The 24,914-nt window shown below is 65.9% G+C and carries 24 protein-coding genes; 8 read left to right on the top strand and 16 right to left on the bottom strand.

Features of this window, described 5'->3' with window-relative positions:
- Positions 1-154: 154 nt before the first annotated feature.
- Entirely contained in the window at positions 155-358 is a 204-nt protein-coding gene (locus AC07YZ_RS14350; RefSeq protein WP_494795218.1) for a hypothetical protein, read from the bottom strand.
- Between the two features lie 231 nt (positions 359-589).
- Between AC07YZ_RS14350 and AC07YZ_RS14345 the strand changes: the two genes are divergently transcribed.
- On the top strand, positions 590-3,064 hold the full coding sequence (locus tag AC07YZ_RS14345) for an HAD family hydrolase (protein ID WP_494795217.1): 2,475 nt from the start codon (positions 590-592) through the stop codon (positions 3,062-3,064).
- A 63-nt stretch (positions 3,065-3,127) separates the two neighbouring features.
- Here the strand turns inward: AC07YZ_RS14345 and AC07YZ_RS14340 are convergent, their stop codons facing one another.
- From AC07YZ_RS14340 to flhD, 14 genes are all read right to left on the bottom strand, one after another.
- Positions 3,128-3,631, bottom strand: a complete 504-nt coding sequence (locus AC07YZ_RS14340; protein WP_494795216.1) for a class I SAM-dependent methyltransferase — start codon at positions 3,629-3,631, stop codon at positions 3,128-3,130.
- Positions 3,628-4,659 (bottom strand): class I SAM-dependent methyltransferase, encoded by a 1,032-nt coding sequence (locus tag AC07YZ_RS14335; protein WP_494795215.1) that lies wholly within the window; start codon positions 4,657-4,659, stop codon positions 3,628-3,630. The genes AC07YZ_RS14340 and AC07YZ_RS14335 overlap by 4 nt, the downstream gene beginning before the upstream one ends.
- Positions 4,656-5,789: a hypothetical protein gene (locus AC07YZ_RS14330; RefSeq protein ID WP_494795214.1), complete on the bottom strand. Its 1,134-nt coding sequence runs from the start codon at positions 5,787-5,789 to the stop codon at positions 4,656-4,658. The genes AC07YZ_RS14335 and AC07YZ_RS14330 overlap by 4 nt, the downstream gene beginning before the upstream one ends.
- 137 nt (positions 5,790-5,926) lie before the next feature.
- On the bottom strand, positions 5,927-6,643 hold the full coding sequence (locus AC07YZ_RS14325) for an RNA polymerase sigma factor FliA (RefSeq protein WP_226494368.1): 717 nt from the start codon (positions 6,641-6,643) through the stop codon (positions 5,927-5,929).
- A gap of 2 nt (positions 6,644-6,645) precedes the next feature.
- Positions 6,646-7,458 (bottom strand): hypothetical protein, encoded by an 813-nt coding sequence (locus AC07YZ_RS14320; protein ID WP_494795213.1) that lies wholly within the window; start codon positions 7,456-7,458, stop codon positions 6,646-6,648.
- On the bottom strand, positions 7,451-8,941 hold the full coding sequence (gene flhF / locus AC07YZ_RS14315) for a flagellar biosynthesis GTPase FlhF (RefSeq protein ID WP_494795212.1): 1,491 nt from the start codon (positions 8,939-8,941) through the stop codon (positions 7,451-7,453). Before flhF ends, AC07YZ_RS14320 begins: the two co-directional genes overlap by 8 nt.
- Positions 8,938-11,019: a flagellar biosynthesis protein FlhA gene (gene flhA, locus AC07YZ_RS14310; RefSeq protein ID WP_494795211.1), complete on the bottom strand. Its 2,082-nt coding sequence runs from the start codon at positions 11,017-11,019 to the stop codon at positions 8,938-8,940. Before flhA ends, flhF begins: the two co-directional genes overlap by 4 nt.
- Positions 11,016-12,173, bottom strand: a complete 1,158-nt coding sequence (locus AC07YZ_RS14305) for an EscU/YscU/HrcU family type III secretion system export apparatus switch protein (RefSeq protein WP_226494372.1) — start codon at positions 12,171-12,173, stop codon at positions 11,016-11,018. Before AC07YZ_RS14305 ends, flhA begins: the two co-directional genes overlap by 4 nt.
- Before the next feature lie 254 nt (positions 12,174-12,427).
- Positions 12,428-13,042 (bottom strand): protein phosphatase CheZ, encoded by a 615-nt coding sequence (locus tag AC07YZ_RS14300; RefSeq protein ID WP_226494373.1) that lies wholly within the window; start codon positions 13,040-13,042, stop codon positions 12,428-12,430.
- A 20-nt stretch (positions 13,043-13,062) separates the two neighbouring features.
- On the bottom strand, positions 13,063-13,449 hold the full coding sequence (gene cheY, locus AC07YZ_RS14295; protein ID WP_226494374.1) for a chemotaxis response regulator CheY: 387 nt from the start codon (positions 13,447-13,449) through the stop codon (positions 13,063-13,065).
- 49 nt (positions 13,450-13,498) lie between these two features.
- A complete protein-coding gene (motB, locus tag AC07YZ_RS14290; RefSeq protein ID WP_226494375.1) occupies positions 13,499-14,536 on the bottom strand; it encodes a flagellar motor protein MotB in 1,038 nt (345 codons plus the stop codon).
- Positions 14,537-14,596: 60 nt separating this feature from the next.
- Complete coding sequence (gene motA, locus AC07YZ_RS14285; protein ID WP_226494376.1) at positions 14,597-15,457, bottom strand: flagellar motor stator protein MotA; 861 nt, start codon at positions 15,455-15,457, stop codon at positions 14,597-14,599.
- Between the two features lie 379 nt (positions 15,458-15,836).
- Positions 15,837-16,373, bottom strand: a complete 537-nt coding sequence (gene flhC, locus AC07YZ_RS14280; protein WP_494795210.1) for a flagellar transcriptional regulator FlhC — start codon at positions 16,371-16,373, stop codon at positions 15,837-15,839.
- Positions 16,374-16,528: 155 nt separating this feature from the next.
- Complete coding sequence (gene flhD / locus AC07YZ_RS14275) at positions 16,529-16,867, bottom strand: flagellar transcriptional regulator FlhD (RefSeq protein ID WP_494795209.1); 339 nt, start codon at positions 16,865-16,867, stop codon at positions 16,529-16,531.
- Between the two features lie 595 nt (positions 16,868-17,462).
- On the opposite strand from flhD, the gene AC07YZ_RS14270 reads away from it, so the two are divergent.
- The 4 genes from AC07YZ_RS14270 (at position 17,463) to AC07YZ_RS14255 (ending at position 20,776) form a co-directional block, all read left to right on the top strand.
- Positions 17,463-18,287, top strand: a complete 825-nt coding sequence (locus tag AC07YZ_RS14270; protein WP_226494379.1) for a flagellin N-terminal helical domain-containing protein — start codon at positions 17,463-17,465, stop codon at positions 18,285-18,287.
- A gap of 142 nt (positions 18,288-18,429) precedes the next feature.
- Complete coding sequence (gene fliD, locus AC07YZ_RS14265; RefSeq protein ID WP_494795208.1) at positions 18,430-19,845, top strand: flagellar filament capping protein FliD; 1,416 nt, start codon at positions 18,430-18,432, stop codon at positions 19,843-19,845.
- 200 nt (positions 19,846-20,045) lie between these two features.
- Complete coding sequence (fliS, locus tag AC07YZ_RS14260) at positions 20,046-20,480, top strand: flagellar export chaperone FliS (RefSeq protein ID WP_494795207.1); 435 nt, start codon at positions 20,046-20,048, stop codon at positions 20,478-20,480.
- A 2-nt stretch (positions 20,481-20,482) separates the two neighbouring features.
- Positions 20,483-20,776: a flagellar protein FliT gene (locus AC07YZ_RS14255; RefSeq protein ID WP_226494382.1), complete on the top strand. Its 294-nt coding sequence runs from the start codon at positions 20,483-20,485 to the stop codon at positions 20,774-20,776.
- Positions 20,777-20,889: 113 nt separating this feature from the next.
- Here the strand turns inward: AC07YZ_RS14255 and fliE are convergent, their stop codons facing one another.
- A complete protein-coding gene (gene fliE / locus AC07YZ_RS14250; RefSeq protein WP_413465791.1) occupies positions 20,890-21,204 on the bottom strand; it encodes a flagellar hook-basal body complex protein FliE in 315 nt (104 codons plus the stop codon).
- 180 nt (positions 21,205-21,384) lie between these two features.
- On the opposite strand from fliE, the gene fliF reads away from it, so the two are divergent.
- The 3 genes from fliF to AC07YZ_RS14235 all read left to right on the top strand — a co-directional run bounded on the left by fliF (position 21,385) and on the right by AC07YZ_RS14235 (position 24,888).
- Positions 21,385-23,064, top strand: coding sequence for a flagellar basal-body MS-ring/collar protein FliF (fliF, locus tag AC07YZ_RS14245; protein ID WP_494795206.1), 1,680 nt, complete (start codon positions 21,385-21,387; stop codon positions 23,062-23,064).
- A 134-nt stretch (positions 23,065-23,198) separates the two neighbouring features.
- A complete protein-coding gene (gene fliG / locus AC07YZ_RS14240; RefSeq protein WP_226494384.1) occupies positions 23,199-24,194 on the top strand; it encodes a flagellar motor switch protein FliG in 996 nt (331 codons plus the stop codon).
- Positions 24,178-24,888: a FliH/SctL family protein gene (locus tag AC07YZ_RS14235; protein WP_494795205.1), complete on the top strand. Its 711-nt coding sequence runs from the start codon at positions 24,178-24,180 to the stop codon at positions 24,886-24,888. Before fliG ends, AC07YZ_RS14235 begins: the two co-directional genes overlap by 17 nt.
- Positions 24,889-24,914 lie beyond the last annotated feature (26 nt).

The raw sequence follows: 24,914 nt of genomic DNA, 5'->3' as shown, positions 1-24,914 counted from the left end.
AACTCCCTGAATACGGATGATTTTTCTGCCACCGGCATGGTGGAAAAAATTTGCGGCAATTGTTACATCAAAAAACACGGCGTCCAGCAATCGATTGCGCCGATGAGCTATCTGGCCGGAAAATTCTCAAAAAAAACATATCGAACCGACTCCTTCACTCAGACAGCGCGCGCCTGATCAGCGCCAGCGGCGTCCAGCAGGCCACGTGCTCGGCCGTCGCCCCTTCAGCAGCCGCGGCAGCGACTTGAAATGCTCGACCGGTTCGGTGAAGCCACAGGTCGTCGGTGTTGAGCCCGGAGCCGAAGAAGCTCACGCGCGCGTTGTGCTTGCGTTCCCGCGCATGGAACTGCAGCAGCATGCCGTGCGAGGCTTTCAGCGCGGCATGGCTGCACGGGGCCACGTTGACGCGTTCCGTCCACCCAGGGGGCCGATGCGATCCCCGGGGCAATCGTCCGAACAACCGTCTTCAGAGCGATGTGTTCCGGGCTTCAGCCCGAAAGCGCGCTGCTACATTGACTTTCACCCCCGCAAGGCAGGACCACGGCTGGCCCTGCGCTCACGGCTCCAGGCCCTGCAGGAAGTCTCCCCCATGAATCAAGAAATTGGCGCTCACGAACTGGACACCTTGCTGGAGCAGCTTGCGCCCCAGACCAAGGTCCTTTCGCTCGATTGTTTTGACACCATCCTGTGGCGCAAGGTGGCCCGACCGACCGATGTGTTTTTCAGCCTGCAGTCGCTGGAGCCTTTCCGTTCGGCCGGCATCACCGCCGCCTTGCGGGCCAAAGGTGAATCGGAACTGCGCCGCAGGAAGCAGCTGCTCACCGGCATCAGCGAAGTCACCCTGGAAGACATCCACCGGGAACTGCTGCCGCACGCAGACCCCCAAGGCATTGCCCAGGCCGCAGAGGTCGAAATCGCCTGCGAGCTCGCACACGCCTTCATCTTCGAACCGATCGCGCGACTGATCCGGAGCGCACGCGCCAAGGGGTTGCGCGTGATCGTGGTCAGCGACATCTACTTCACCGGCAAGCAGCTCGGCCACATGCTCGGCACCCTGATGGGCGAGACCGCCGACGCCATTTCGCACATCTATTGCTCTTGCGATTTCGGTGCTTCCAAGACATCGGGCATCTGGAAAGAGGTGCTGCGGCGAGAAAAAGTCCAGCCGCAACAGGTGTTTCATCTGGGGGACAACCGCCGCGCCGACCTGCAAGGCCCGGCAGCGCATGGCATCGCCTCGGCCTGGCTCCGACAACACCCCGCGTCCGTCACCAGCCAGCTGGACCAGCGCGCCAGCGCTGCCGTTCAGCTCATGCCCGAGCTGCGCCACACGCACGCGCTGCCCAGCTACTTTCACGGCCTGCTCGCCGCGACCGATACAGAAACGCTGAACGCGGCGCAGCAAATCGGCTACAGCTCGCTGGGCCCCATTCTCTACAGCTTTGGCCGCTTCATCGAGCAGCAACTCCAGGCGCTCAAGGCGGCCGGCAAGCACGTCAAGATCGCCTTTCTGCTGCGCGATGGCTACCTGCCCGCCAAGGTGTGCGAGGTCCTGATGGGTTCCGAGGGCCTGCATCAGATCAACCTCTCGCGATTCACCGCCATCGCATCCTCGCTGCAGACCAAGGCCGACGTGGTCCGTCTGTTGACGAGCAGCCTGTCGGACAGCTCCATGCCGGCCATGGCCAAACAGCTGCTGCTTCCGCCAGCGAAGGCCCAGGCGCTGCTGGACCAGGCCAACCGGTCGGACCAACCGGCCCAGGCATTTGCCCGCCTAGTGTTGCGCGACGACACCTTGAAACTGGTGTTCGAGCAATCGGCCGCTTTTTGCGAGCGCATGTTCACCCACGTCCGGCAGCGCACCGGTCTGGCACCGGGAGAGACCCTGGTCGTGGTGGACCTCGGCTACAGCGGCACGGCACAAACCCGCCTGGCCTCCGTGTTCAAGCAGGCCATGGATGTCGATCTCTTCGGCCTTTACCTCATCGCGAGCCGCATCAAGGGCCAGCAGACCGATCGCAAGGGCCTGATCGATGCCAGCTGGGCCGACGAGCGCCTGATCCTGACCATGACGGCGTACATCGGCCTGTTCGAGATGATGTGCACCACGCCAGAGGCCAGCACGGTGGACTACACCGAACAGGGCGAACCCATCCGAAGCCAGTCCAATACCGCGCGTCCGCAGTCGGAGGTGGTGGCCGACATCCAGGCCGCCTGCCTGCGTTTCGTGGCCGACATGGCGCGCACACCCGAACGCCATCAACCGCGCCAGACCCCCCTGGAACTGGCGCAGCAGGCGGCGGCCGACCTCGGCCGACTGCTCTACTTCCCCAGTGCGAAGGAGATCGCCTGCCTCTCCTCGTTCGAGTTCGACTTCAACCTGGGGACCGACCTGCTGCTGCCCACGGCCAACCTGCAAGCCGGTATCAGCGAGTACCGCAGGGAGGGCTTCGCCCTCATGAACCAGGAACTCAAGGCCATGCGCATCAGCTACCCCATGGAGATGCGGCAAATGGACATCTCGCTGGCCACCACGCTGCTGTCGGCGCAGCGGTTTGGCTACAGCCTCGCACCGTCCGAAGCCAGCTTCCGGACCATCACCGTTCCGACGCTGGTCGCGAGTCGCGACCAGCACGCCGTCGTCCAGACGCTGGCCACCGCCACCTTCGACGGCTACCACCGCCTGCACCTGCCCATGAGCGCCGCCTTCGACCAGAGCCTGCTGCTGGGGCAGACCCACGAGTGGCTGCAGCTGGACAGCATCCAGAAGGTGCCACTGGACGGCAAGGAACCGGGCGAAGACCTGGCGCTGGGCGAGGCGGTGCTCCTCGACGGCCTGGAACAGGTCGAAGGCACGCTGGTCAAATTCGGTCCTGGCGGGATGATGTATTTCCCGGCCTGCGGCTCGAAGGAACACGGCAAATTCATGATCCGCGTGGTGTTCCGCCCGGTGCTGGCGCGCGATGGATCGACCCCGGTTGCTTCGTACAGCGCCCACGAAGAAGCAGCGGCGCCCCACCGACCGATCATCGCCGCATCAAGCCCCGTCAAGGAGCCGGCATGAAGGGCGTCGCATGGAAGGCCTCCGCGGCATGGGCGGTCACCGCTCGATCAATGGGCGATGCACCTACTTGAACGCCTCGACGTTGAGGTGCCAGGGCTCGCTGTCCTTGCCTTGCTCGAGTCGTCGGACATTCGTGAATCCGATCTCTTGCAGATGCGCGGCCAGTGTTTCAAATGAGTATCCCCAGCGATGGCTGTCATGAATGTCGCCACCACGGTCCGGATCACACCAACCATAGAACCCGGCCATCGCATGCTCATGTTGATCAGGAAAGGCGCTGGATTCCAGTCCCAGCAGTTGCCTGGCATGAAAAAGAATGTCGGGAACAACGATGTGCAAGCGTCCCGCGGGTGCCAGCAGGTGAAACCATGAGCGCAGGGTCAGAAACGCCTGGTGTCGGGGCAGGTGCTCCAGCATGTGGCGAGAGTAGACCTCGGCAACCTGTCCTTGTGGAAGATCGATCGCCCATGCATCACAGACCAGGTCTGTGATCGGCGTTTGCCTGGCATCCACGTGTACGTATCCCTCCAGGCGGTGCACGTTGCCGCAGCCGACGTTGAGCTTCATCCGAGGACTCCTGGTTGGGCGGGATTCGCTGTCTGTCCGACGGGTTGTCCGCCTGCTTGTTCGCCTTCACGCGAGAACATGAGCATGATGAACTGGCTGTGATCGGTCAGGGGTCGCAAGTGCATCTGGCTCTCGGGCAGCAGACCCGTCAATCGCTGGTCTTGCACCTGGTACACCTGCTGTCCGGCACTGGCCAGCACGCGCGGGAAGCCCAGACGGCACATGAACTGGCAGATGTCTTCCGATGTGAAGTGACGACAGTGGAAGCCGAACTGGGCCGAGAAGTCGGCATGGGGAAGGGCTCGCTCATTCGGAACCGACAGGAACACAGGGCCCTTCGTGGAACGGCAGATCTGTGCCAGCAGCGCTTCGCTGTCGGGAACGTGTTCAACCGATTCGAAGGAGACCGCGTAGTCGAAAAGTCCGGGCGTCAGTTCGAAAGGAAATACGGCCTGCCCAAACGCCACCAGATGGTTGCCGTAGTGTCTTTCTGCCAACTCCACGGCTTCGGTGGAGCCGTCAATCCCGATCACGCGCGATCCGGTCAGATTGCTGATCATCCGGCTGCCGTAACCGTTCCCGCAAAAGGCATCCAGTCCTGTGAGGCTGGTGTTGTCTCTGAAGCAACTGCGCAGCAGCCGAGCCGCCCATGCATACCGGGCACGGTGATCGGCGCGAATGCTGTGAATCTGGGGGGCCGTCTGACGCTCGCCGCTGTCCAGAGAGAAGTCGTGTCCGTCGGAGGGGGCCAAACCCACATGTTCGGAAACACAGAACAGCAGTTCCTGCCGGGCAGTTTCATCCTTTGGGGAGAGCACCAGGGCCTTCCAGCTGGCGTCCAATGCCGCCTCCGGATTTCCACATGCGCGATGAAGAATCGCCTGCATCGTTCGCAGCCGGGCATCACCGGGAAAACCGTTGATCGCCGCTTGCGCGTTTTGCAGCAAGTCGGCGGCGGGCACTTCTTGCGCGCACTTGAGCAAGTGGGCAAGTGCCTCATCCGGATCTGAATAAGCCCTTGTGTTCATGCCACCACCTTGCCAATTTGCCCATAGCCCCAGTCCGCGTTCATGCCTCTGCGCAGTCGATCAGGCATCCATTGCGCGACCGTCAGCGATGGCACCGTCTCAAATGACAGCAGCTCCCCCCAGAATGCCGCGTCCAGCCATGCCGGAGTCTGGGAAAGGAGGGCTCCGGGAAGACCACCGCGAGGACCATGGTGGGCATCGAAGTCATAGAGACAGGGTTTGAAACGCACCACCTCTTTGTCGAAATAACGGGCTTCGAACAGGCAACTGGAGTTCAAGGCGGCGATGGTCCTGATGTTGTCCTGTGCCATCAGGTGGTACGCATTGGCGGATGTGAACGCAACGGAGCCTATGCGGCAAATGGCACGAACGGAGGGACTTGCCTGAACGTCATAGGGGTGCGGCTTGAAGTACGCATGAGCATGCGAATGGCACAGCTCGACCAGTTCTTGCAGATGGCCCTCCAGGCTGCAGAATCCGCCACCATCGGTTTCGACCAGCGACCGGTCGCCGTGGACCTGTCCGAAGATCACCAAGGAGCCTGGAGCTGCGTCGACGGGTGCAGACATCCAGGCCGTCTTGGCCTTGATGTCGGCTGCTCGGCTCCGGATATCGGCTTCCTGAACGGTGTTGAACGACAGCGACTCATGCAGATCCGGGTGGTTGGTTCGCATGGCAAAAATCAGGTCCGGCATGAACCGCACAGCATGCAGGACCACATCGATGTAGGGCACCCCCAGGTCCGTCAGTGCGTCCAACATCACATCGGGCATCTCGTAGCCGATGACCAGCGCGTCTTTGACGGTCGGTGCGAGTTGATCGATCAGGGCCTCTGGTGCCGACTTCAGGGACGCCAGGGTTGTCCAGTTGAGCATGCCAAGATCAAGCCCGAGACGGTCATACAGCGCGGGTGTATCAAAGTAGGTGCTCCTTGTCGGATTGAGTTGCGGATCCCATGTCAAGGATCTGTGATCGACGCCCAACCGCTCGAGATGTGGCGCGACGAGGGCCTGCAGCCATCGGATGTTCTTCCATGTGGCGCTTTCCCATTCGCTTCCGTTGGCAAAGGGCCGAAGCAGATCGCCGGTGAAAACGACCTGCGTGAACTTGGGTTTTCTGGCTGTGTGCATGTCGGTGGCTCGTGCGTTGGATGCAAAAAACCGGCGCGTTCGTCAAAGCAACGCCTGCTTCGTCGCCCACCCGATCGCCAGAAAGGACTGCACGGAGGCGACGCGACAGGCTACGAATCGATCTCCACTCAGAGCGCTCAGTGCTCCCGCAGCTTGGCCCGCAGGCGCGCGATGGACTGGCTGTGCAGCTGGCAGATGCGCGACTCGGTCACGCCGAGCACGGCGGCAATTTCCTTGAGATTCATGTCGTGCTCGTAGTACATGCTCATGATGTGCTGCTCGCGCTCGGGCAGCACCTTGATGGCGGCCACCAGGGCGGTGCGCATGCGGTGGTCCTGCAGCACGGCCGAGGGCTCGGCCTCGGTGTCGCCCATGTGGCGGTCCAGGAAGCTGTCTTCGTCGTCGCCGTGGCCACTGATGTCTTCCAGGTACACGAGCTGGGTGCCGCGCACCTTGGCCAGCAGGTGCTGGTATTCGGCCAGCTCCATGCCCAGCTCCTTGGCGATCTCGGACTCCATGGGCGCGCGGTGCAGCTTCTGCTGCAGGCGGTGCACGGCGCCCTCGATGTCTTTCTGGCTCTTGCGCGAGCCGCGGCTCATCCAGTCGCCCTCGCGCAGCTCGTCGATCATGGCGCCGCGGATGCGCTGGCTGGCGAAGGTCTCGAACTGCACGCCCTGCGCGGGCTCGAAGCGCGCAATGGCTTCGGTCAGGCCGATCATGCCGACCTGGATCAGGTCGTCGAGCTCCACGCTGGGCGGCAGCTTGGCGATCATGTGGTGGGCCAGGCGACGCACCAGCGGGCTGTATTTGCGCAACTGGTCGTCCCGGTTGAGGGTGCCTTTGGCGGTGTACATCGTCAGCTCCAGGAGGTGTGGGCGGTCGCGGCGCGGCCGGCCTGCGGGGCGGAAAATTGGGGCAGCCACAGGTTGCGGTGGGCATCCGCGCGCGGGTCGCAGCGGGTGAGCGCGCTTTCCTGCACGCGCAGGCCCCAGGTGTTCAGGGGCCAGGCGTCCACCGACAGGTCCAGGTAGCGCCGGGCACAGTCGGCCACCGTGTCCACCACCTGCCGCAGCGGTGCCGTCTCGGGCTCCAGGCCCTGCGCCAGCGGCGCGAGCACCGGCGAGATGCCGGCCGCGTGCAGCAGCTTGAGCGCGCCATAGGCGTCGATGCTGGCCTGCGGCTGGGGCAACACGGGCACCAGCGCGCGCGCGGGCAGCCCCGACAGCAGCGTGGCAAGGCCCTGCGGGGGCGCGAACAGCAGCACCAGCGCGCGCGGCCCGAAGGGCGCGAGCAGGCGCGAGAGCGCCACCGCGCCGCCCGAGGCCAGGGCGGTCTGCTGCAGGGCCTGCATGCCGAGCGCGCCGGGCATGACCAGCCAGTCCACCCCGTCGCCCGAGCGGGCCAGGCCGCAGATGGACGGGTCGTGCATCGCGTGCAGCAGGCCCAGGTGGGCGCCGTCGTTGCCGCGGCGCACCGGTGTTTCGCTGGCGGTGGCGTCGATGATCACGACCTCGCGGCCAAGCGCGGTGAGGTGGGCCGCCAGGGTGCACAGAAGTTCGTAGGCGCGCGCGGGCTGCGCGGGGCTGGCCACCGGCATCACGCTGGGACCGCTGGCGCGGGCGGGTTCGGCGCGCAGGCCAGCCGCCTGATCGAAACCGAACTCAAACATGCGAGGCTCCCAGGTCGAGGCCGAGGCTCGAAGCCTGGGCGAAATAGAAACCCATGTCGGTGGATTGCGGGTCAAAGGCGGACTTGCCATCGGTGCCCATGGACACCCGCACCAGCGCGCTGGCCTCGGGGTTCTGCCAGTCCTCGGGCACGCGCTGGCCGTTGGCCACGCCGCGCAGCACCACCTGGTGGCGGATCAGCGCGTCCAGCGCCGGGCCGAGCTTGACGGCCTCGTCCACCTTGGAGAGCACCACGCCGTGCAGGGTGTTGGCCTTGAAGGCGGTGAGCACGTCGTCCAGCGTGTCGCCGTGCGAGCTGGCGTTGAGCACCAGGGTCTTCTTGACCTTGGGCATGTCCAGCACGTCGAGCATGTCCTGGATGCGCTGGTCGCGCTGGCCCAGGCCGGCGGTGTCCACGATCACCATGCGCTTGTTGGCCAGCAGGCTGAGCAGGTCCTTGAGCGCGGCGCGGTCGTGCGCCAGGTGGGCCACCACGCCGAGCATGCGGCCGTAGGCGCGCAGCTGTTCGTAGCCCGAGACGCGGTAGGTGTCGAGCGTGATCATGCCCACCGAGGCGGGGCCGTACTGCTTGACGCACTGGGCCGCGAGCTTGGCGGCGGTGGTGGTCTTGCCCACGCCTGTGGCGCCGATCAGGGTGACCACGCCGCCTTCGTCGCACAGGCCGGCGCCGGGGCTGGCGGTGCGCAGGTTGCGCGCCAGAACGTCCATGACCCAGCGCATGGCCTCGGGCGCGGTGGCGTCGGCCGGCATGCGCTCCAGCACCGCGCGCGCCATGGCGGGCGAAAAACCGGAGCGGATGAGCTTGAGCATCAACCCGGACTGGATCGGGTTCTGCTTGGACGAACCCAGCCAGGCCAGGGTGTTGAAGCGCTCTTCGATCATCTCCTTGAGCGCGGAGAGTTCGACCGCGACGCTGTTGTCGGCGCGTTCGCCCAGGCGCGGTGCGGGCTGCGAGTCTTCCCACGAGGCGTTGACCACCGGGCGGGTGCGGATCGGGGCCGGCATGGGGGTGGGCACCGGGGGCGCGTTGAAGCGCTGCACCGGGATCTGGATCGGCTCGGCGCGCGGCGCGGCGCGGCGCGGTTCGGCGGGCGCGGGTGCCGGCGCGGTGTCGGCCTGGGCCGTCTCGCCGGCCTGCTCGGCGCGGCGCTTGCGCAGCATGCGCTCGCGCACGTATTCCTGGAACGACAGCGTGCTCATGGCCAGGGTCTCGGTGTCGCTCTCCACCGACTCGGGCGTGGTGGCGGGGGCCGACCGGCCGCGGGCCGGCTGCGCCCGCTCGGCGCGCACGGCCTGGGGCGTGGGGCTGGCGACGGGGGCCAGGCTCTCCTCGGCCGCGGCCATCACTTCAAAGCCGCCGTCGGTGGAGCGGGTGGAGAGGATGACGGCGCTGTCGCCGAAGGTGTGGCGGGCCTTGGCCATGGCCTCGCGCGAGGTCGGGGCGGTGAAACGCTGGATGTTCATGCTGCAAGCTCCCCAAGAATCGGGCCAATACGGATGAGGTGGGTGTCAGGAATTTCGCTGTGCGCCAGCACCTGCAGGCGCGGCGCGGCGCGGCGCAGCAGGCGGGCCATGGCGTTGCGGATCGCGTCGGGCACCAGCAGGCAGGCGGGCACGCCTTTTTCTTCCTGCTTGTTGGCCACGTCGGAGGCGGATTTGCTCAGCATCTCGGCCACGCCCGGGTCCAGCGCGCCGCTGGCCGCGCCCGAGAGCGCCTGCATCAGCAGACGCTCCAGGCCGGGCTCGATGGCGATCACTTCGAGCTCTTTCACCGAGCCGTAGATCTGCTGCACGATGGCCGGCGAGAGCGCCATGCGCACGCGGCGGGCCAGCTCGACCGGATCGGTGGTGTGCGGGGCGTGCTCGGCCAGGGCCTCGATGATGGTGCGGATGTCGCGCACGTGCACCGACTCTTCCAGCAGCAGCTGCAGCACTTTCTGGAAGGTGGCGACGGAGACCATTTTGGGCACGACCTCTTCGATCAGTTTGGGGGCCAGGCGGGTCACGTGTTCGACCAGTTCCTGGGTCTCTGTCCGGCTGAGCAACTTGGCCGCCTGGACTTGCATCAAGTGTGAAAGATGAGTGGCCAGCACAGTCTCGGAATCAACCACCGTAAAACCGGCCATCTGCGCGTTTTCACGTTGCTTCTCTTCGATCCAGTGCGCCGGCAGGCCAAAAGCCGGGTCGGTGGTGGGGGTGCCGATCAGCGGGGTGTTGATGCCACCGGGGTCGATGGCGAGGAACATGCCGGGGAACACCTCGCCCTCGCCCACCACCACGCCGCGCAGCGTGATGCGGTAGGCGCTGGGGCGCAGTTCCAGGTTGTCGCGCACGTGCACGGCCGGGGGCAGGAAGCCCACTTCCTGCGCGAATTTCTTGCGCACGCCCTTAATGCGGGTGAGCAGGTCGCCCGCGCGGTTCTTGTCCACCATGGCGATCAGGCGGTAGCCCAGCTCCAGGCCGAGCAGGTCCACCGGCTGCAGATCGTCCCAGCTGGCTTCGCCGTCGCTGGGCGCTGGCGCCTCGGCGGCCACCGGCGCGGGCTTGTTTTCTTCCTGGTGGCGCCACCAGGCGATGCCGCCGGTGATCATGGCGAAGATCAGGAACACGGTGTGCGGCATGCCCGGCACGATGCCCAGCATGAACAGCACCGCGGCGGTGATGCCCATCACCTTGGAGGACATGAACATCTGGTTCATCACCTGGCCACCCAGGTCCTCGTCCTTGCCCACGCGCGAGACCACCATGGCCGCGGCCACCGAGATCAGCAGCGAGGGGATCTGCGCCACCAGCGCGTCACCCACGGCCAGCAGGATGTAGCTGTCGGCCGCTTCGCCCGCGCTCAGGCCGTGCTGCACCACGCCGATGATCAGGCCGCCGATGATGTTGATGACCAGGATCAGGATGCCGGCGATGGCGTCGCCACGCACGAACTTGGAGGCACCGTCCATGGAGCCGAAGAACTCGGCCTCGTCGCCCACCTCGGCGCGGCGGCGCTTGGCCTCGGCCTCGTCGATCAGGCCGGCGTTCAGGTCGGCGTCGATCGCCATCTGCTTGCCGGGCATGGCGTCCAGGGTGAAGCGGGCCGACACCTCGGCGATGCGCTCCGAACCTTTGGTGATCACCACGAAGTTGATCACCACCAGGATCGCGAACACGATGAAACCGACCGCGAAGTTGCCGCCGATCAGGAAGTGGCCAAAAGCCTCGATCACCGCGCCGGCCGCGCCCGGGCCGGTGTGGCCTTCGAGCAGCACCACGCGGGTGGAGGCCACGTTGAGCGACAGGCGCAGCAGCGTGGTGAGCAGCAGCACGGTGGGGAAGACCGAGAAGTCCAGCGGCCGGCGCATGTAGGCCGAGACCATCATCACCACCAGGGCCAGCGCGATGTTGAGCGAGAAGAAGGTGTCGAGCAGCCAGGGCGGCAGCGGCAACACCATCATGGACAACACGGTGATGACCAGCAGCGGGGCGGCCAGGCCGTTGGCCCAGTCGGCGTGGCGGCCGAACCATCGCCGCAGGATCTGCAGTTGTGCGTTCATGGTGTGGTCTCGGTAGCGGGTTTCTTCCAGTGGGGATCGAGCTCTGGCGGCACCTGCGGCACCGGCATCTCACCGGGCATGACGCCCTGGCCCTTGAGGGCGGCCTTGAGCTGGTACACGTAGGCCAGCACCTGCGCCACCGCGGTGTACAGCGCGGAGGGCACTTCGCCGTCGATCTCGGCGTGGGCGTAGAGCGCACGCGCCAGCATGGGGGCCTGCAGCACCGGCACCTGGCTGGCGCGGGCCACGTCGCGGATCTTCAGCGCGATCAGGTCGGCGCCCTTGGCGATCACGCGCGGCGCGTTCATGGTGGCGTCGTCGTACTGGATGGCCACGGCGTAGTGGGTCGGGTTCATGACCACCAGGTCGGCGCGCGGCACCGCGCCCACGCTGTTGCGCTGGGCCAGCTCGCGCTGGCGCTGGCGGCGCTTGCCCTTCATGTGGGGGTCGCCCTCGCTTTCCTTGTGCTCGCGCTTGACCTCTTCGAGCGACATCTTCATGCGGTTGGCGTGCAGGTACTTCTGCAGCGGCAGATCGACCAGGGCGAAGAACAGCACCACCAGCAGCAGCAGGCCCACGCCGGTGCCCATCCAGCTGCCGAGTTGGCCCAGGGCGCCTTCGAGCGGGCGCATGAGCAAGGTGCTGAAGGGCTGCACATGGGAGGCGATGAAGCGCCAGGCCACCACGCCGACCACGGCGGTGACGCCCGCGAGCTTGGCGGTCTCGACCAGTTGATGCTTGGAGAACAGCCGGCCGATGCCCGACAGCGGATTGAGCCGGGTGATGTCGGGCATGATGGGTTTGGTACTCAGCGCCCAACTGCCCGAGGCGATGGCGGTGACGATGGCGATGGCCACCACCAACAGACCCAGCGGCAGGTAGATCATCAGCCCCTGACCAAAGCCGGCGGTGAGGCGCTCCAGCACCAGTTGGGGCTGTTGCAGCATGCTGTGGTCAAAGCGCAGCTGCTGCTGCAGGCCGCCACGCAGCATCTCGAAGCCCATGGGCAACAAGGCCATGAGCACCACCGCGCCGCCGCCGAGCACGGCCAGGTTCGAGAGGTCCTTGGAGCGCGCGATCTGACCGTCGGCGCGCGCCTTTCTCAGGCGCTGCGCGGTGGCGGGTAGGTTCTTGTCCTGACTGGAGGATTCCATCGCTCTGACTCATCGGGTTGATGAATCAGATTGTGGAAGTCGGGGTGAAAAACTAAAGCGCGATAAAGCGGCCTCTGACGGCGCTTTTCCGGGAGCAGCAGCGCGGAATCAGATGGCGCCGCGCGTGTCAAAAGCCAGTGTTCCCTTCCCCGGAGCGAAATGCCCGAACCCAGAACACCGCGGAACCGGCTTTGCCGGGCCGCAGGTGTTGCCCCCTGGGGGGTGACGCGCCGCAGGCGCGGCGCGGGGGGGACTCAAAACCCCAAACTCGCGAGCAGGTCGTCCACCTGTGCCTGGTCGTTCACCACGTCGGTGCGGCCTTCGGCGTTCACCACCGGGCCGGCCAGTTCGTAGGCCTGGTCATGCCCGGGCTGGCCGGACGGCGCGGCCTGCAGCAGCAGGCCCAGCAGCTGTTCTTCGATGGTGCTGGCCAGCTGCACCACGCGACCGATCACCTGGCCGGTGAGGTCGTGGAAATCCTGCGCCATCATGATCTCGGTCAGGCGGGAGTCGCTCTTTTCGCTGGTCTCCACCACGTCCTTGGACCACTGCAGCAGCTCCGGCATGGCCTTGGCCAGGCCGGGCACCGCCGCGATGGTGCCGGAGAGCTGGCGCCCGCGCTCGATGATCAGGGTCTGCTCGATCTTGGCCGCCTCCACGTGGTTGAGCACCTTTTCCGCCGCCTCGCCGGTCAGCCGCGCGATGTAGGACAGGCGGCTCTGCGCGTCGGGCAACTGGTTGACGGTGCCCTTGAGCTTGTCGGTGTAGCCCAGCTCCTTGAGCGCGTCGTGCAGCTGGCGCGTGATGTTGCCGAGCTGCTGGAACATCTCCGGGTTGCCGGACGATTCTTTGGAAACGCTGTGTGTCATGGCATGTCTCCGGCGGCGGCTTACAGGCCGAGTTTCTTGAAGATGTTGGCGAGCTTTTCTTCCAGCGTGGCCTTGGTGAAGGGCTTGACGATGTAGCCGGCCGCGCCACCCTGCGCGGCCATCACGATGTCTTCCTTGCGCGCCTCGGCCGTCACCATGAGCACCGGCAGGTGCTTGAGCTTGTCGTCCTGCTTGATCTTGGTCAGCAGCTCGAAGCCGTTCATGTTGGGCATGTTGATGTCGGAGACGACGAAGTTGAAGTTGCCGTCGCGCAGCTTGTTGAGCGCGATCACGCCATCCTCGGCCTCGTCGGCATCGGCATGCCCGATCTCCTTGAGCAGATTGCGCACGATGCGGCGCATGGTGGAGAAATCGTCAACGATCAGAAACTTCATCGGGGTGGACATGGATGCCTCCGTGGGAGGAAAAGGGACAAGGGAGCGGACCGGCGGCGTTTCAACCACCGGCCTGTGCAAGGGTTTTCGGCGTATCGGGAGAAATCTGAAGCCCACCTGCGGCCTCCGGCCCGGTCAAGGGCAGGGGCGGCGCCCCGGGCGCCGTGACGGGCAGCGCCCCAGGCGCTGTCTCGGGTACCGGCTCGGGCGTGGGCAGGGGCACGGTGGTGGGCGCGGCCATGGGCAGCAGGCGCTGCTCGGCCTCGCTGGTCAGCACCATGATGCTGATGCGGCGGTTGGCCGCGGCGGTGGGGTTGGCCTCGTCGAACAGGCGGCTCGACGCCAGCCCCTCCACCCGCACCAGCTTGTCGTCGGCCATGCCGCCGGCCACCAGCTCGCGGCGCGAGGCGTTGGCGCGGTCGGCCGAGAGCTCCCAGTTGCTGTAGCCGCGCTCGCCGCTGCCGTAGGGCGTGGCGTCGGTGTGGCCCGAGAGCGCGATGCGGTTGTCCATGTCGCCGATGGCCGCGCCGATCTCGCGCAGGATCTCGCGCATGTGCGGTTTGACCAGCGCGCTGCCCACATCGAACATGGGCCGGTTCTGGGTGTCCATGATCTGGATCTGCAGACCGTCGCCGGTTTTCTCCAGCCGGATCTGCGAGCCGTACTCGGCGATCGAGGCGTTCTGGGCAATCACCTCGGTGATCTTTTTCTCCAGCGCGTCGATGCGTTGGGCCTCTTTGCGGGCCAGTTCGGCGCGCGCCATCTGCGCGCCCATGAGCCGGGCCGCACGCTCGGCCTCGCCCCCGGCGACCTGGCCGGAGGTCTGGCTCAGATCGCGCCCGCCACCGGGCAGGATGCTGTCGCTGTTGCCGGTGCCGTTGCCACCCATGAGCGTGACCTTCACCGGGTTGTTGAAGTAGTCGGCGATGCCGTTGAGCTCGCCCCGCGAGGTCGAACCCAGCAGCCACATGAGCAGGAAGAACGCCATCATGGCGGTGACGAAGTCGGCGTAGGCGATCTTCCACGCGCCCCCGTGCGGAGCGTGCGCACTTTTCTTGATGCGCTTGACGATGATGGGCTGCAGCTTTTTACCGTCCATGGCCATCTTGACCTCCCTTCAGGGAGAAAGACGCGAAGCGGCGCAGGGGGAGGCTCGTGTTCACTTTTTGCCTTTCACGTGGGCTTCGAGTTCGATGAAGTTGGGCCGCACGTCGGAGAACAGCACCTTGCGGCCGAACTCGATGGCCGTGGCTGGCGCGTAGCCCTGCATGCTGGCGAGCAGGGTGGTCTTGATGCACTCGAACTCCTTGCCGCTTTCTTCCACCTTCTGGTCCATCAGGCCGCCCAGGGGCTCGAACACGCCATAGGCCAGCAGGATGCCGAGAAAGGTGCCCACCAGGGCCGAGCCGATCATGGCGCCGAGCACCGCCGGGGGCTGGCCCACCGAGCCCATGGTGTTGACCACGCCCAGCACGGCCGCCACGATGCCGAAGGCCGGCAGGCCGCCGGCCAGGCGCGCGATGGCGGCCACGGGCGCGTGGGCTTCCTGGTGGTGGGTTTCGATCTCGGCGTCCATGAGCGACTCGATCTCGTGCGCGTTGAGGTTGCCCGAAACCATCATGCGCAGGTAGTCGGTGATGAACTCGACCACGTGGTGGTCGGCGGAGATGGTGGGGTACTTCTTGAACAGCGCCGATTGCGCGGGGGTCTCCACGTCCTGCTCAATGGCCATCAGGCCTTCCTTGCGGGCCTTCTGCAGGATGTCGAACTGCAGCGCCATGAGCTCCATGTAGCGCGCCTTGGTGTAGCGGCTGCCCTTGAAACAGCTGGCCAGGCCCTTGGCCGAGGCCTTGACCACCTTCATCTGGTTGTTGATCAGGAAAGCACCGAACGAGGCGCCCAGGATGGTGGTCAGCTCGAACGGCAACGCCGCGAGCACCACACCGATGTTGCCCCCATGGCCGATGAACACGCCAAAGATGCAGACCATCGAGATCACGAAACCGATGATGACGAACATGTTCTAGACCTTGAGAGAAAAAACACCCCCGCGCCGCCTTCGGCGTCACCCCCTCAAGGGGGCGCCAGCAGCGGCCCGGCACAGCCGGTTCCGCGCTGGCCTGGATCGCGACACCACCGCGATCGGCACACACTGGAGGAAGCCGACAACTGCACTTTCCATCGGGCAACTTTAGGTGCGATCGACCCAGCCCATGAACGCGAAAAGGACCCGGATGGGGGTCCTTTTCAAACTTTGAATCACCGGCAATCCGGAACGCGACAAACTCTCCGAAGCGCAGTCCCCAACCCAGGACACCGCGGAACTGGCTTCGCCAGGCCGCAGGTGTTGCCCCCTTGAGGGGGTGACGCGCCCTTAGGCGCGGCGCGGGGGTGGGGGATCAATGCAAACGGAGTCCTCCGTTTGCATTTCCCTTGCCCGCCCGCGCCGGTGGCTGGCACAGGCCGCACACGAAATGGCGGTTCTGGTACGGCTCGGTGACGAAGTGGCCGCCGCAGCAGGAGCACCTGGTCAGCGTGAGCATGCCGTTGTCCACGAACTTCACCAGGCGCCAGGCCCGGGTGATGGACAGCAGGGGCTCGATGGCGCTGGCCGTCATCTGCTCGCTGTACAGGCGGAAGGCCTTGATCACGGTGTCGATCTCTTCGAGCTCGCTGGTCTTGGACAGGTACTCGTGGATATTGAGGAACAGCGAGGCGTGAATGTTGGGCTGCCAGGTCAGGAACCAGTCGGTCGAAAACGGCAACTGGCCCTTGGACGGCGACTTGCCCGCCACTTCCTTGTACAGGCGCAGCAGGCGCTCATACGACAGGCCGGTTTCGTACTCCAGCACCTGCAGGCGCGCGCCCAGCTGGATCAGGGCCACCGCGCGCTCGATGTCACGCGACTCGTTGAGGATGCTCTTGACAGTGCCCATGGTGAACTCCGGAAGAAAGTGAGGGGTGAGAGAAGTGATGCAGCCAACCCAGGGCGCCGAGGAACCGGCTCCGCCGGGCCTCCAGCGCCGCCCCCCTGGGGGGTGACGCCGCAGGCGGCGCGGGGGGAATCAATTGACTGCGGCGCGGGGGGAACTCAATGCGCCGCGCTCATCGACTCGGCGAACTTCCCGGCCATCAGGATGGAAGCGTGCAGCTGGGTGGTGGTGGTGTTGTCCACCTTCTTCACGTTGTGGTTGGTCAGCAGGTTCCACACCAGATCGTCGTCCACCCGGAAGCGGCACAGCAGCATGTTGCTCGACGCGATCTTGAGCAACTGGGCGGTGGAGAGCATGCCCAGCAGATCGGCGGCCTCTTCCGTGATGCCCAGGCGGTACAGCGCTTGGGCGCGATCCTTGCGGATCAGGTTCTGCGCCAGCATCAGGTAGGTCAGATTGGCTTCGCGGATTTCGCTCAAGAGTTGTTCGCTGTCCATGGTGTTCTCCTTGCATGAGAGCAGGTCGTCGGTGTCTGCGGTGTGCTTACATCTGCTGACCTGTTGTTAGCAATTGTGTCGACCGTAAAAAATTCTTGAATCGGCGAATGGCTGTTTGGGCTGTCAGGCACAGCGCCTTGGCGTGTCAGGTTTTTTCCTACACCGTTGTTACACGCAGCGTGGCGTGGCAAGGGGTGCGGCAAAGAGGGGTGGCGAGGCTGGGGGCGCTGCGCCAGCGGGGTGCCATCAAGAGATGGCGCGACGCGCCGATGCCAATCCAAAGGTACCCCGGTTGAAGGCGCTGCGCGCACCGCGCGACGGCGATAACGCGAGAAATGGCACACCCATCCCACGCTTATCCAAGGAAATCTTTGCATCGGGGCGCTAAAGAATAGGCCCGGACCACCGAAATTGAACTCAACGAACTTCTAAAAAGGTTCGTCGTCCGGCAAGCGGAAGCGGCGAGACGGTCGGAGGCCACAGGGCCTGACCGGCTTGGCACGACGGAAGCTCCGGTCATGGCGGCCAGCCACATGGCTGTCGTTGGGACTGGCAGTGATGCCGGATTACTTTTTCATATTTTTAGGAGTTAAACATGAGCACCATCAACACCAACGTGATGTCTCTCAACGCCCAGCGCAACCTGTCCGCCTCGGGCGGTTCGCTGGCCACTTCCATGCAGCGCCTGTCTTCGGGTCTGCGCGTCAACAGCGCCAAGGACGACTCGGCCGGTCTGGCCATCGCCGAGCGCATGAACGCACAGGTCAAGGGCATGAACGTCGCGATCCGCAACGCCAACGACGGCATCTCGCTGTCGCAGACCGCTGAAGGCGCGCTGGGCAAGATCGGCGACTCGCTGCAGCGCATGCGTGAGCTGGCCGTGCAGTCGGCCAACGGTTCGAACTCCACGGACGACCGCGCCAACCTGGACGCCGAGTACCAGCAACTGGCCCTGGAAGTGACCCGTGTGCTCGATGGCACGAAGTTCAACGGCACCAACCTGCTCAACGCCGCAGCGACCCTGACCTTCCAGGTCGGCGCCAACAACGTGGCCGAAGACCAGATCGACATCGCCACCACCGACCTGTCGGCCGGCGCGGGCGTCACGGCCGTTGTCGCTGGCGACATCACCACCGACGCCAACGCCCTGACCGCCATGGACAACCTGGACGACGCCATCGACGAGATCACGACGGCCCGCGCGACCTTTGGCGCCGTGCAGAACCGCTTCGACTCGGTGATCTCCAACCTGCAGGTGTCGTCCGAGAACTTGGCCGCTTCGCGCGGACGGATCATGGACGCCGACTTCGCGGTGGAAACCTCGAACCTCTCGCGCGGCCAGATCCTGCAACAGGCCGGCACCGCGATGGTGGCCCAGGCGAACCAGTTGCCCCAGGGCGTGCTGTCCCTGCTGCGCTGATCGGCACCGAACGCTGCGCACCACCCGAGGGTGGTGCGGGCCAGCGGCGGCGGCAGCCCCCTGCCCCGCCGCGCTCCCATTCGTGGGATGCACAGACCGCATGCCTTCGCGTGCGGTGCGTCCATCCTGAGGAAGGCACACCATGGCCACCATCTCTTCGCCCGGCATCGGCAGCGGGCTCGACGTCCAGAGCATCGTCTCGCAACTGGTGGCGCTGGAAAAAGCGCCGCTCAAACAGTTGCAGACGCAGGCCTCCTCGTTCCAGACCCGCCTCTCCACCTACGGCAACATCAAGTCGCAGATCACGGCCCTGGGCGACGCCGCTGGCAAGCTCGCCGGCGCCAGCGGCTGGAACGCCGTGAACGCCACCTCGTCCAACCCCAGCGCCATCGGCGTGACCGTGGCCGCCGGCGCACCCGCCACCTCGCTCACGATGGCGGTGCAGCAGCTCGCCAAGGCGCAGTCCACCGCGTCAACCGCCGTCGCCGCCGACACCGCCATGGGCACGGGCAGCATGACCATCGAACTCGGCAGCTGGAGCGGCAGCAGCTTCACCGCCGGCGCCGGCACCCCGGTGGCGGTGACGATCAACGCCGGTGAGGATTCGCTGGCCGAGATCGCGGCCAAGATCAACGACGCCGATGCGGGCGTGAGCGCCACCGTGCTCAAGGACGCCAGCGGCGAACGCCTGCTGGTGCGCTCGAAAGAGACCGGCCTGGAAAACGGCTTTCGCATCACGGTGGACGACGACGACGGCAACGACACCGACGCCAGCGGCCTCTCGCGCCTGGCCTTCGCCGTGGGCAACGCCAACGGCATGTCCTCATCACAGAGCGCGCAGAACGCTCTGGCCACCATCAACGGCGTGTCCATCAGCTCGGCCAGCAACCGGCTGGGCGACACCCTGCCCGGCATGACGCTGCAGCTCAGCCAGGTCACCACCGAGCCGGTGGAGATCGAGGTGAGTTCCGACACCGAGGCTGTGCGCGCCAATGTGCAGGCCTTCGTGGACGCCTACAACACCATCAACACCACCCTGGCCACCGCCACCCGCTACGACGAGGCCACCAAAGTGGCCGGCGCCCTGCAGGGCGACTCGACCGCCACCGGCCTGCACAACGCGCTGCGCAGCATGATGCGGTCGATCACCGCCAGCAGCCCGTACACCCGCCTGGCGGACGTGGGCATCGAACTCCAGACCGGGGGCAAGCTGAGCATCGACAGCGAGAAGTTCGACGCCGCGCTCGCCGACATGGACGGGCTCAAATCGCTGTTCACCATCGAGACCGGCGTGAGCACCACCGAGGGCTTCGGCCGCAAGATCCAGGCCTTTGCCGAGGGCCTGGTCGATGCCGAGGGCCTGGTGGGCAACAAGACCACGGCCCTGCAGGCCTCGATCAAGCGCAACGGCCTGGAGCAGGACAAGGTCAACGACCGCGCGCTGCGCGCCCAGGCGCGCTACCTGGCGCAGTACAACGCGATGGACGCGGCGGTGGGCAAGCTCAACGGCCTGAGCGCCTTCGTCTCGCAGCAGATCACGCTCTGGAACAAGAGTTGACCCGGGTCGAAAAGGTTGACCGATCCGCACGGCCCGAGCGCGCCCCAGGCGATGCGCCGGGCCGTTTTGTTTGAAGCGCACCGAGCGACGCACAACGTGGGAACACCATGACATTTCCGCCCCAAAAGCCCGCCATGGAAACTACAGTCCCTGCCGCCGGTGCCGATACTAAAAGGCATCAGACACAAGGAAATGACACCATGTTCACCTCTGTCAACTCTCGCGCCGCCGCTGCCTACAAACGCATCGCCGCCGAAACCAGCGTGCAGGCCGCGGACCCGCACCAGCTGGTGGGCCTGCTGTTCGATGCGCTGCTCCAGTCCATCGCCGCGGCGCGCGGCGCCATGTCGCGCGGTGACACCGCGGCCAAGGGCGCCGCGCTGGGCAAGGCGGTGCGCATCATCGAAGAAGGACTCAAGGCGGGCCTGAACCTGCGACAAGGCGGCGATCTCGCCGCCAACCTGCAGCAACTCTACGGCTACAGCGTGCTGCGCCTGACCCAGGCCAACCTGCGCAACGACCCCAAGGCCCTCGAAGAAGTGACCCAGCTCATCGAGCCGCTGGCGCAGTCGTGGAAACAGATCAAGGGCCCGGGGCCCGCCTACCTTCAGCCCGTCGTGGGCCGTGGAGCCTGATCATGGAGCACAGCTTGCTGGATTACTACACCGCCATCGAAAACGCCAGCGTGCGGATGCTGGAAGCGGCCAAGGCCGAAGACTGGGACGCCGTGGTGCACCTGGAAAGCACCTGCGCGGTGCTCATCGCCCAGCTGCGCCACAAGTCGCGCCACACCGAACTGGCCCCGGAAGAACGCAAGGAAAAGAGCCGCATCATGCAGCGCATCCTCAGAGCCGACGCCCAGATCCGGGTACTGGCCGAACCGTGGCTCAGCGACCTAGAACAGTTGATGGATGCAAAACCGGTGCACTGAAGGAACCGAGCCGGAGAGCGTGCCCCAACCCAGGGCACCGCGGAACCGGCTTTGCCGGGCCGCCAGTGCCGCCCCCTGGGGGGTGACGCCGCAGGCGGCGCGGGGGGGACTCTCTAGACGCTCATGTTCATGATGTCGGTATAAGCCTGCACCATCCGGTTGCGCACATGCAGCGTGGCCTGGAAGCCGATCTGGGCTTTCTGCATGGCCAGCATGGTTTCTTCCAGGCTGACCTTGGGGTTGCCGAGCTGGACTTCGGTCTGCAGGCGGGTGGCTTCGTTCTGCGCCGCGCTCACGTCTTTCAGCGCGGTCTTGAAGTTGTCGGCAAAGCCGCCGCCCACACCGCCGGTGGCGGCGGGCCGCTTCATGCCGGTCTGCCCCACGCCGGTGAGTGCCTGGCTGGGCATGGGGTTGATTCGCAGGTCCATGGCGGATTCCTTCCACATAAAACGTGACGCTTCGATGCTAGTGAGCCCGCTGCCCAGGCGCGGCGGGAATAGGGGCACAAACCGGGGCCTTTTCACGGCTATGCCGCGGGCGGCGGGGTCGAATAATCGGTCGCAACGGGGGTGATTTCCCCCAGCAAACCCGAACCTCCAAAGCCGACCATGAGCAACACCGTCGCAGAACTGGGCCTTCAACCCGCGAGCCGCAGCGCTTTCGGCGCGGGGCTGGCGCGCATGGACAACACCCAGAAGATCCGTCTGGGTCTGGGTGCGCTGGCGCTGCTGGCGATCGCGCTGGCCCTGTTCTTCATGGGCCAGCAGCCCGAGTGGCGCGTGCTCTACACCAACCTCGGCGACAAGGACGGCGGCGCCATCGTCGCCCAGCTCACGCAGATGAACGTGCCCTACAAGCACAGCGAGGGCGGCGGCGCCATCATGGTGCCGGCCGACAAGGTGCACGACACCCGCCTGCGCCTGGCCTCGCAGGGCCTGCCCAAGGGCACGGTCAACGGCTTCGAGCTGATGGAGACCAACCGATTTGGCATGACGCAGTTTCAGGAGCGCCTGACCTTCCAGCGCGGGCTCGAAGGCGAGCTCACGCGCTCGATCCAGTCGCTCTCGTCGGTGCAGGCCGCGCGCATCCACCTCGCGCTGCCCAACCAGAACGGCTTCTTCCGCGAACAGCAAAAGCCCTCGGCCTCGGTGCTGCTCACCCTGCACCCGGGCCGCACGCTGGACAAGGCGCAGATCGCCGGCATCGTGCACCTGGTGGCCTCCAGCGTGCCCGAGATGAACCCCAAGGCCGTGAGCGTGGTGGACGACGCGGGCTCCCTGCTCTCGGCCTCCAGCGAAGGCGCGGCCCAGGGCGCGGACACGCAGAAGCTGCAGTACACGCAGCAGATCGAGCAGATGTACACGCGCCGCATCCTGGACATGATCGAGCCGCTGGTGGGCCAGGGCAACGTCAAGGCCCAGGTCAACGCCGACATGGACTTCTCGTTGGTGGAGTCCACCAGCGAGCTGCACAAGCCCAACCAGGGTGGCGAGCCCGGCGCGGTGCGCAGCCAGCAACTGGTGGAAGACGGCAGCCCCGCCACGGCCCAGGCCGCGGGCGTGCCCGGCGCGGTGAGCAACCAGCCCCCCGCCACCGGCAGCGCGCCCATCAACGGCCCCGCCGCCGCGCTGGGCGTGGCCGGCAACGGTGGCGACAAGCCCGGCTCTTCGCGGCGCGAGTCGGTCATCAACTACGAGGTGGACAAGACCGTGAAGGTGGTGCGCGAGGCCAGCGGCACCGTGCGCCGCCTGAGCGCGGCCGTGGTGATCAACCACCGCAGCGCCACCGACAAGAACGGCAAGGAAGTCTCCACCCCAATCCCGCCCGAGCAGCTCGAACAGATGACCGCGCTGGTGCGCGAGACCATCGGCTTCAACAAGGACCGCGGCGACTCGGTCAACGTGGTCAACGCGGTCTTCAACGTGGCCAAGCCGGTCGAAGAGGTGCCCATCGCCTGGTGGCAACAGCCCGCCAACCAGGAACTCGCGCGCTCCATGGCCTGGCCGGTGGGCATGGTCGGCATGGGCCTGCTGGTGCTGATGGGCCTGGTGCGCCCGGGCATCAAGCTCATGCGCTCGCCCGCCAACGCCAGCAAGTCCGGCGGTGCCCTGCCCCAGTTCAACGCGATGCTCAACGAAGCCCCCGAGCGGCCCGGCCTGCCGCTGGCCGTCGCCGCGCCGACCACCGAAGCCGCCCGCCTGGCCGACGCCAAACGGCTGGCGCTGGAAAACCCGATCGCCGTGGCCAACATCGTCAAGACCTGGGTCAACGGCGAGGCCACGGCATGACCATGAAACACCCCCGCCTCGCTTCGCTCGACCCCCTCAAAGGGGCGGCACCTGCGGCCCGGCAAAGCCGGTTCCGCGGTGCCCTGGGTTCGACCCCGGCACGCATGCGTTCGCACAGCTAAGGAAACACGATCATGGAAGACCAGGGTACCCAGGACGCCGCGATCTTTCTGATGTCGTTGGGCGAGGAAGAGGCGGCCGAGGTGTTCAAGCACCTCAGCCCCAAGGAAGTGCAGAAGCTGGGCGAGACGATCGCCAACATGCGTTCGGTCACGCGCGAGCGCGTGGACCAGGTGATCGGCAAGTTCACCGACGAGGCCGCCTCGCACAGCCTGCTGGTGTCGGACACCAACAACTACGTCAAGGCCGTGCTCAAGCGCGCCCTGGGCGACGACAAGGCCTCGCTGCTGATCGACCGCATCATGCAGGGCAGCGACGTCTCGGGCATCGAGAGCCTGAAGTGGATGGACCCGGTGTCCATCGCCGAGCTGCTGCGCAACGAACACCCGCAGATCATGGCCGCGATCCTGGTGCACCTGGAGAGCGATCTCACCGCGGGCGTGCTCAAGCAGCTGCCGGACCGCCAGCGCAACGAGGTGATGCTGCGCATCGCCACGCTCGAAGGCATCCAGCCCACCGCGCTCAACGACCTCAACGAGGTGCTCTACAAGGTGCTCGCCGGTGGCGACAAGATCCGCAAGACCTCGCTCGGCGGGGTCCAGACCGCCGCCGACATCATCAACATGATGGGCACCCAGATCGAGACCGCGGTGATCGAGTCGATCCGCACGCTCGACGCCGAGCTGGCCCAGCGGATCATGGACAAGATGTTCACCTTCGAGGACCTGCTCAAGATGGACAACAAGTCGATCCAGATGGCCCTCAAGGAGGTGTCCACCGACTCGCTGGTGATCGCGCTCAAGGGCTCGTCCACCGAACTGCGCGAACACATCCTGGCCAACATGTCCGCGCGCGCGGCCGAGGGCCTGCGCGACGACCTCGAATCGCGCGGCCCGGTGCGGCTCTCGGAGGTGGAGAACCAGCAGAAGGAAATCCTCAAGATCGTGCGGCGCCTGTCGGACGAAGGCCTGATCGTGATTGGCGGAGGTGGCGATGACAGCTTCGTCTAAGTCCAGCCCGAGCTCGCGCTTCATCCCGCGCGAGGAGATCGACGAGGTCTCGGCCTGGAAGTTCTGCTCCATGGACGGCAGCGACGAGGCCAGCGCGCCGCAGATCGAGACCGACGGCCACAACGCCGATGGCCTGGGCCAGCAGGCGCTGAACGACGCGCGCGAGCAGGCCTACGCCGAAGGCTTCGCCCACGGCCACGACGCGGGCGGCCAGGAGGTGCGCGACGCGCTGGAGGCCACGGTGCGCAAGACGGCGGAAGAAACCGCCGTGCGCATGGCCCAGCTGCTGCACACCACGAAAGAACACCTGACCCGCAGCGAGGAACAGATCTCGCGCCACATCCTGGAGCTGGCCTGCGATCTGGCGCGTCAGGTGGTGCGCCAGGAGCTGCAGGTCAACACCCAGCACCTGCGCCCGGTGATTCACGAAGCACTGGCCCAGCTGGTGGACGACGGTCTGCCCGCCACCGTGCGCATGAACCCGGGCGACCTCGCGCTCATGAAGGGCGCGCTGCAGGAAACCCTGACCGGCACCCGCCCGGAATTCGTCGCCGACGCCAGCATCAGCGCCGGCGGCTGCCTGATCGAATCGCCCAGCACCTCGGTGGACGCCACGATCGAAAAACGCTGGACGCGCGCCGTGGGCAACCTCGGCCTGGACACCCCCTGGAACCCGGAGAACGCTGATGTCTAGCAATGAAACACCCCCGCCGCGCTGCG

The organism is Hydrogenophaga sp. GW101-3F08 (genome assembly GCF_059424585.1).
Note: the sequence above shows the minus strand (reverse complement) of the source record. Positions and strands in the feature narration are given on the sequence as shown.

Bases quoted from the DNA above. Each gene is read 5' to 3' on its own strand.
- AC07YZ_RS14350 (WP_494795218.1), bottom strand. From the start codon at position 358: ATGCTGCTGCAGTTCCATGCGCGGGAACGCAAGCACAACGCGCGCGTG.
- AC07YZ_RS14345 (WP_494795217.1), top strand. From the start codon at position 590: ATGAATCAAGAAATTGGCGCTCACGAACTGGACACCTTGCTGGAGCAG.
- AC07YZ_RS14340 (WP_494795216.1), bottom strand. From the start codon at position 3,631: ATGAAGCTCAACGTCGGCTGCGGCAACGTGCACCGCCTGGAGGGATAC.
- AC07YZ_RS14335 (WP_494795215.1), bottom strand. From the start codon at position 4,659: ATGAACACAAGGGCTTATTCAGATCCGGATGAGGCACTTGCCCACTTG.
- AC07YZ_RS14330 (WP_494795214.1), bottom strand. From the start codon at position 5,789: ATGCACACAGCCAGAAAACCCAAGTTCACGCAGGTCGTTTTCACCGGC.
- AC07YZ_RS14325 (WP_226494368.1), bottom strand. From the start codon at position 6,643: ATGTACACCGCCAAAGGCACCCTCAACCGGGACGACCAGTTGCGCAAA.
- AC07YZ_RS14320 (WP_494795213.1), bottom strand. From the start codon at position 7,458: ATGTTTGAGTTCGGTTTCGATCAGGCGGCTGGCCTGCGCGCCGAACCC.
- flhF (WP_494795212.1), bottom strand. From the start codon at position 8,941: ATGAACATCCAGCGTTTCACCGCCCCGACCTCGCGCGAGGCCATGGCC.
- flhA (WP_494795211.1), bottom strand. From the start codon at position 11,019: ATGAACGCACAACTGCAGATCCTGCGGCGATGGTTCGGCCGCCACGCC.
- AC07YZ_RS14305 (WP_226494372.1), bottom strand. From the start codon at position 12,173: ATGGAATCCTCCAGTCAGGACAAGAACCTACCCGCCACCGCGCAGCGC.
- AC07YZ_RS14300 (WP_226494373.1), bottom strand. From the start codon at position 13,042: ATGACACACAGCGTTTCCAAAGAATCGTCCGGCAACCCGGAGATGTTC.
- cheY (WP_226494374.1), bottom strand. From the start codon at position 13,449: ATGTCCACCCCGATGAAGTTTCTGATCGTTGACGATTTCTCCACCATG.
- motB (WP_226494375.1), bottom strand. From the start codon at position 14,536: ATGGACGGTAAAAAGCTGCAGCCCATCATCGTCAAGCGCATCAAGAAA.
- motA (WP_226494376.1), bottom strand. From the start codon at position 15,457: ATGTTCGTCATCATCGGTTTCGTGATCTCGATGGTCTGCATCTTTGGC.
- flhC (WP_494795210.1), bottom strand. From the start codon at position 16,373: ATGGGCACTGTCAAGAGCATCCTCAACGAGTCGCGTGACATCGAGCGC.
- flhD (WP_494795209.1), bottom strand. From the start codon at position 16,867: ATGGACAGCGAACAACTCTTGAGCGAAATCCGCGAAGCCAATCTGACC.
- AC07YZ_RS14270 (WP_226494379.1), top strand. From the start codon at position 17,463: ATGAGCACCATCAACACCAACGTGATGTCTCTCAACGCCCAGCGCAAC.
- fliD (WP_494795208.1), top strand. From the start codon at position 18,430: ATGGCCACCATCTCTTCGCCCGGCATCGGCAGCGGGCTCGACGTCCAG.
- fliS (WP_494795207.1), top strand. From the start codon at position 20,046: ATGTTCACCTCTGTCAACTCTCGCGCCGCCGCTGCCTACAAACGCATC.
- AC07YZ_RS14255 (WP_226494382.1), top strand. From the start codon at position 20,483: ATGGAGCACAGCTTGCTGGATTACTACACCGCCATCGAAAACGCCAGC.
- fliE (WP_413465791.1), bottom strand. From the start codon at position 21,204: ATGGACCTGCGAATCAACCCCATGCCCAGCCAGGCACTCACCGGCGTG.
- fliF (WP_494795206.1), top strand. From the start codon at position 21,385: ATGAGCAACACCGTCGCAGAACTGGGCCTTCAACCCGCGAGCCGCAGC.
- fliG (WP_226494384.1), top strand. From the start codon at position 23,199: ATGGAAGACCAGGGTACCCAGGACGCCGCGATCTTTCTGATGTCGTTG.
- AC07YZ_RS14235 (WP_494795205.1), top strand. From the start codon at position 24,178: ATGACAGCTTCGTCTAAGTCCAGCCCGAGCTCGCGCTTCATCCCGCGC.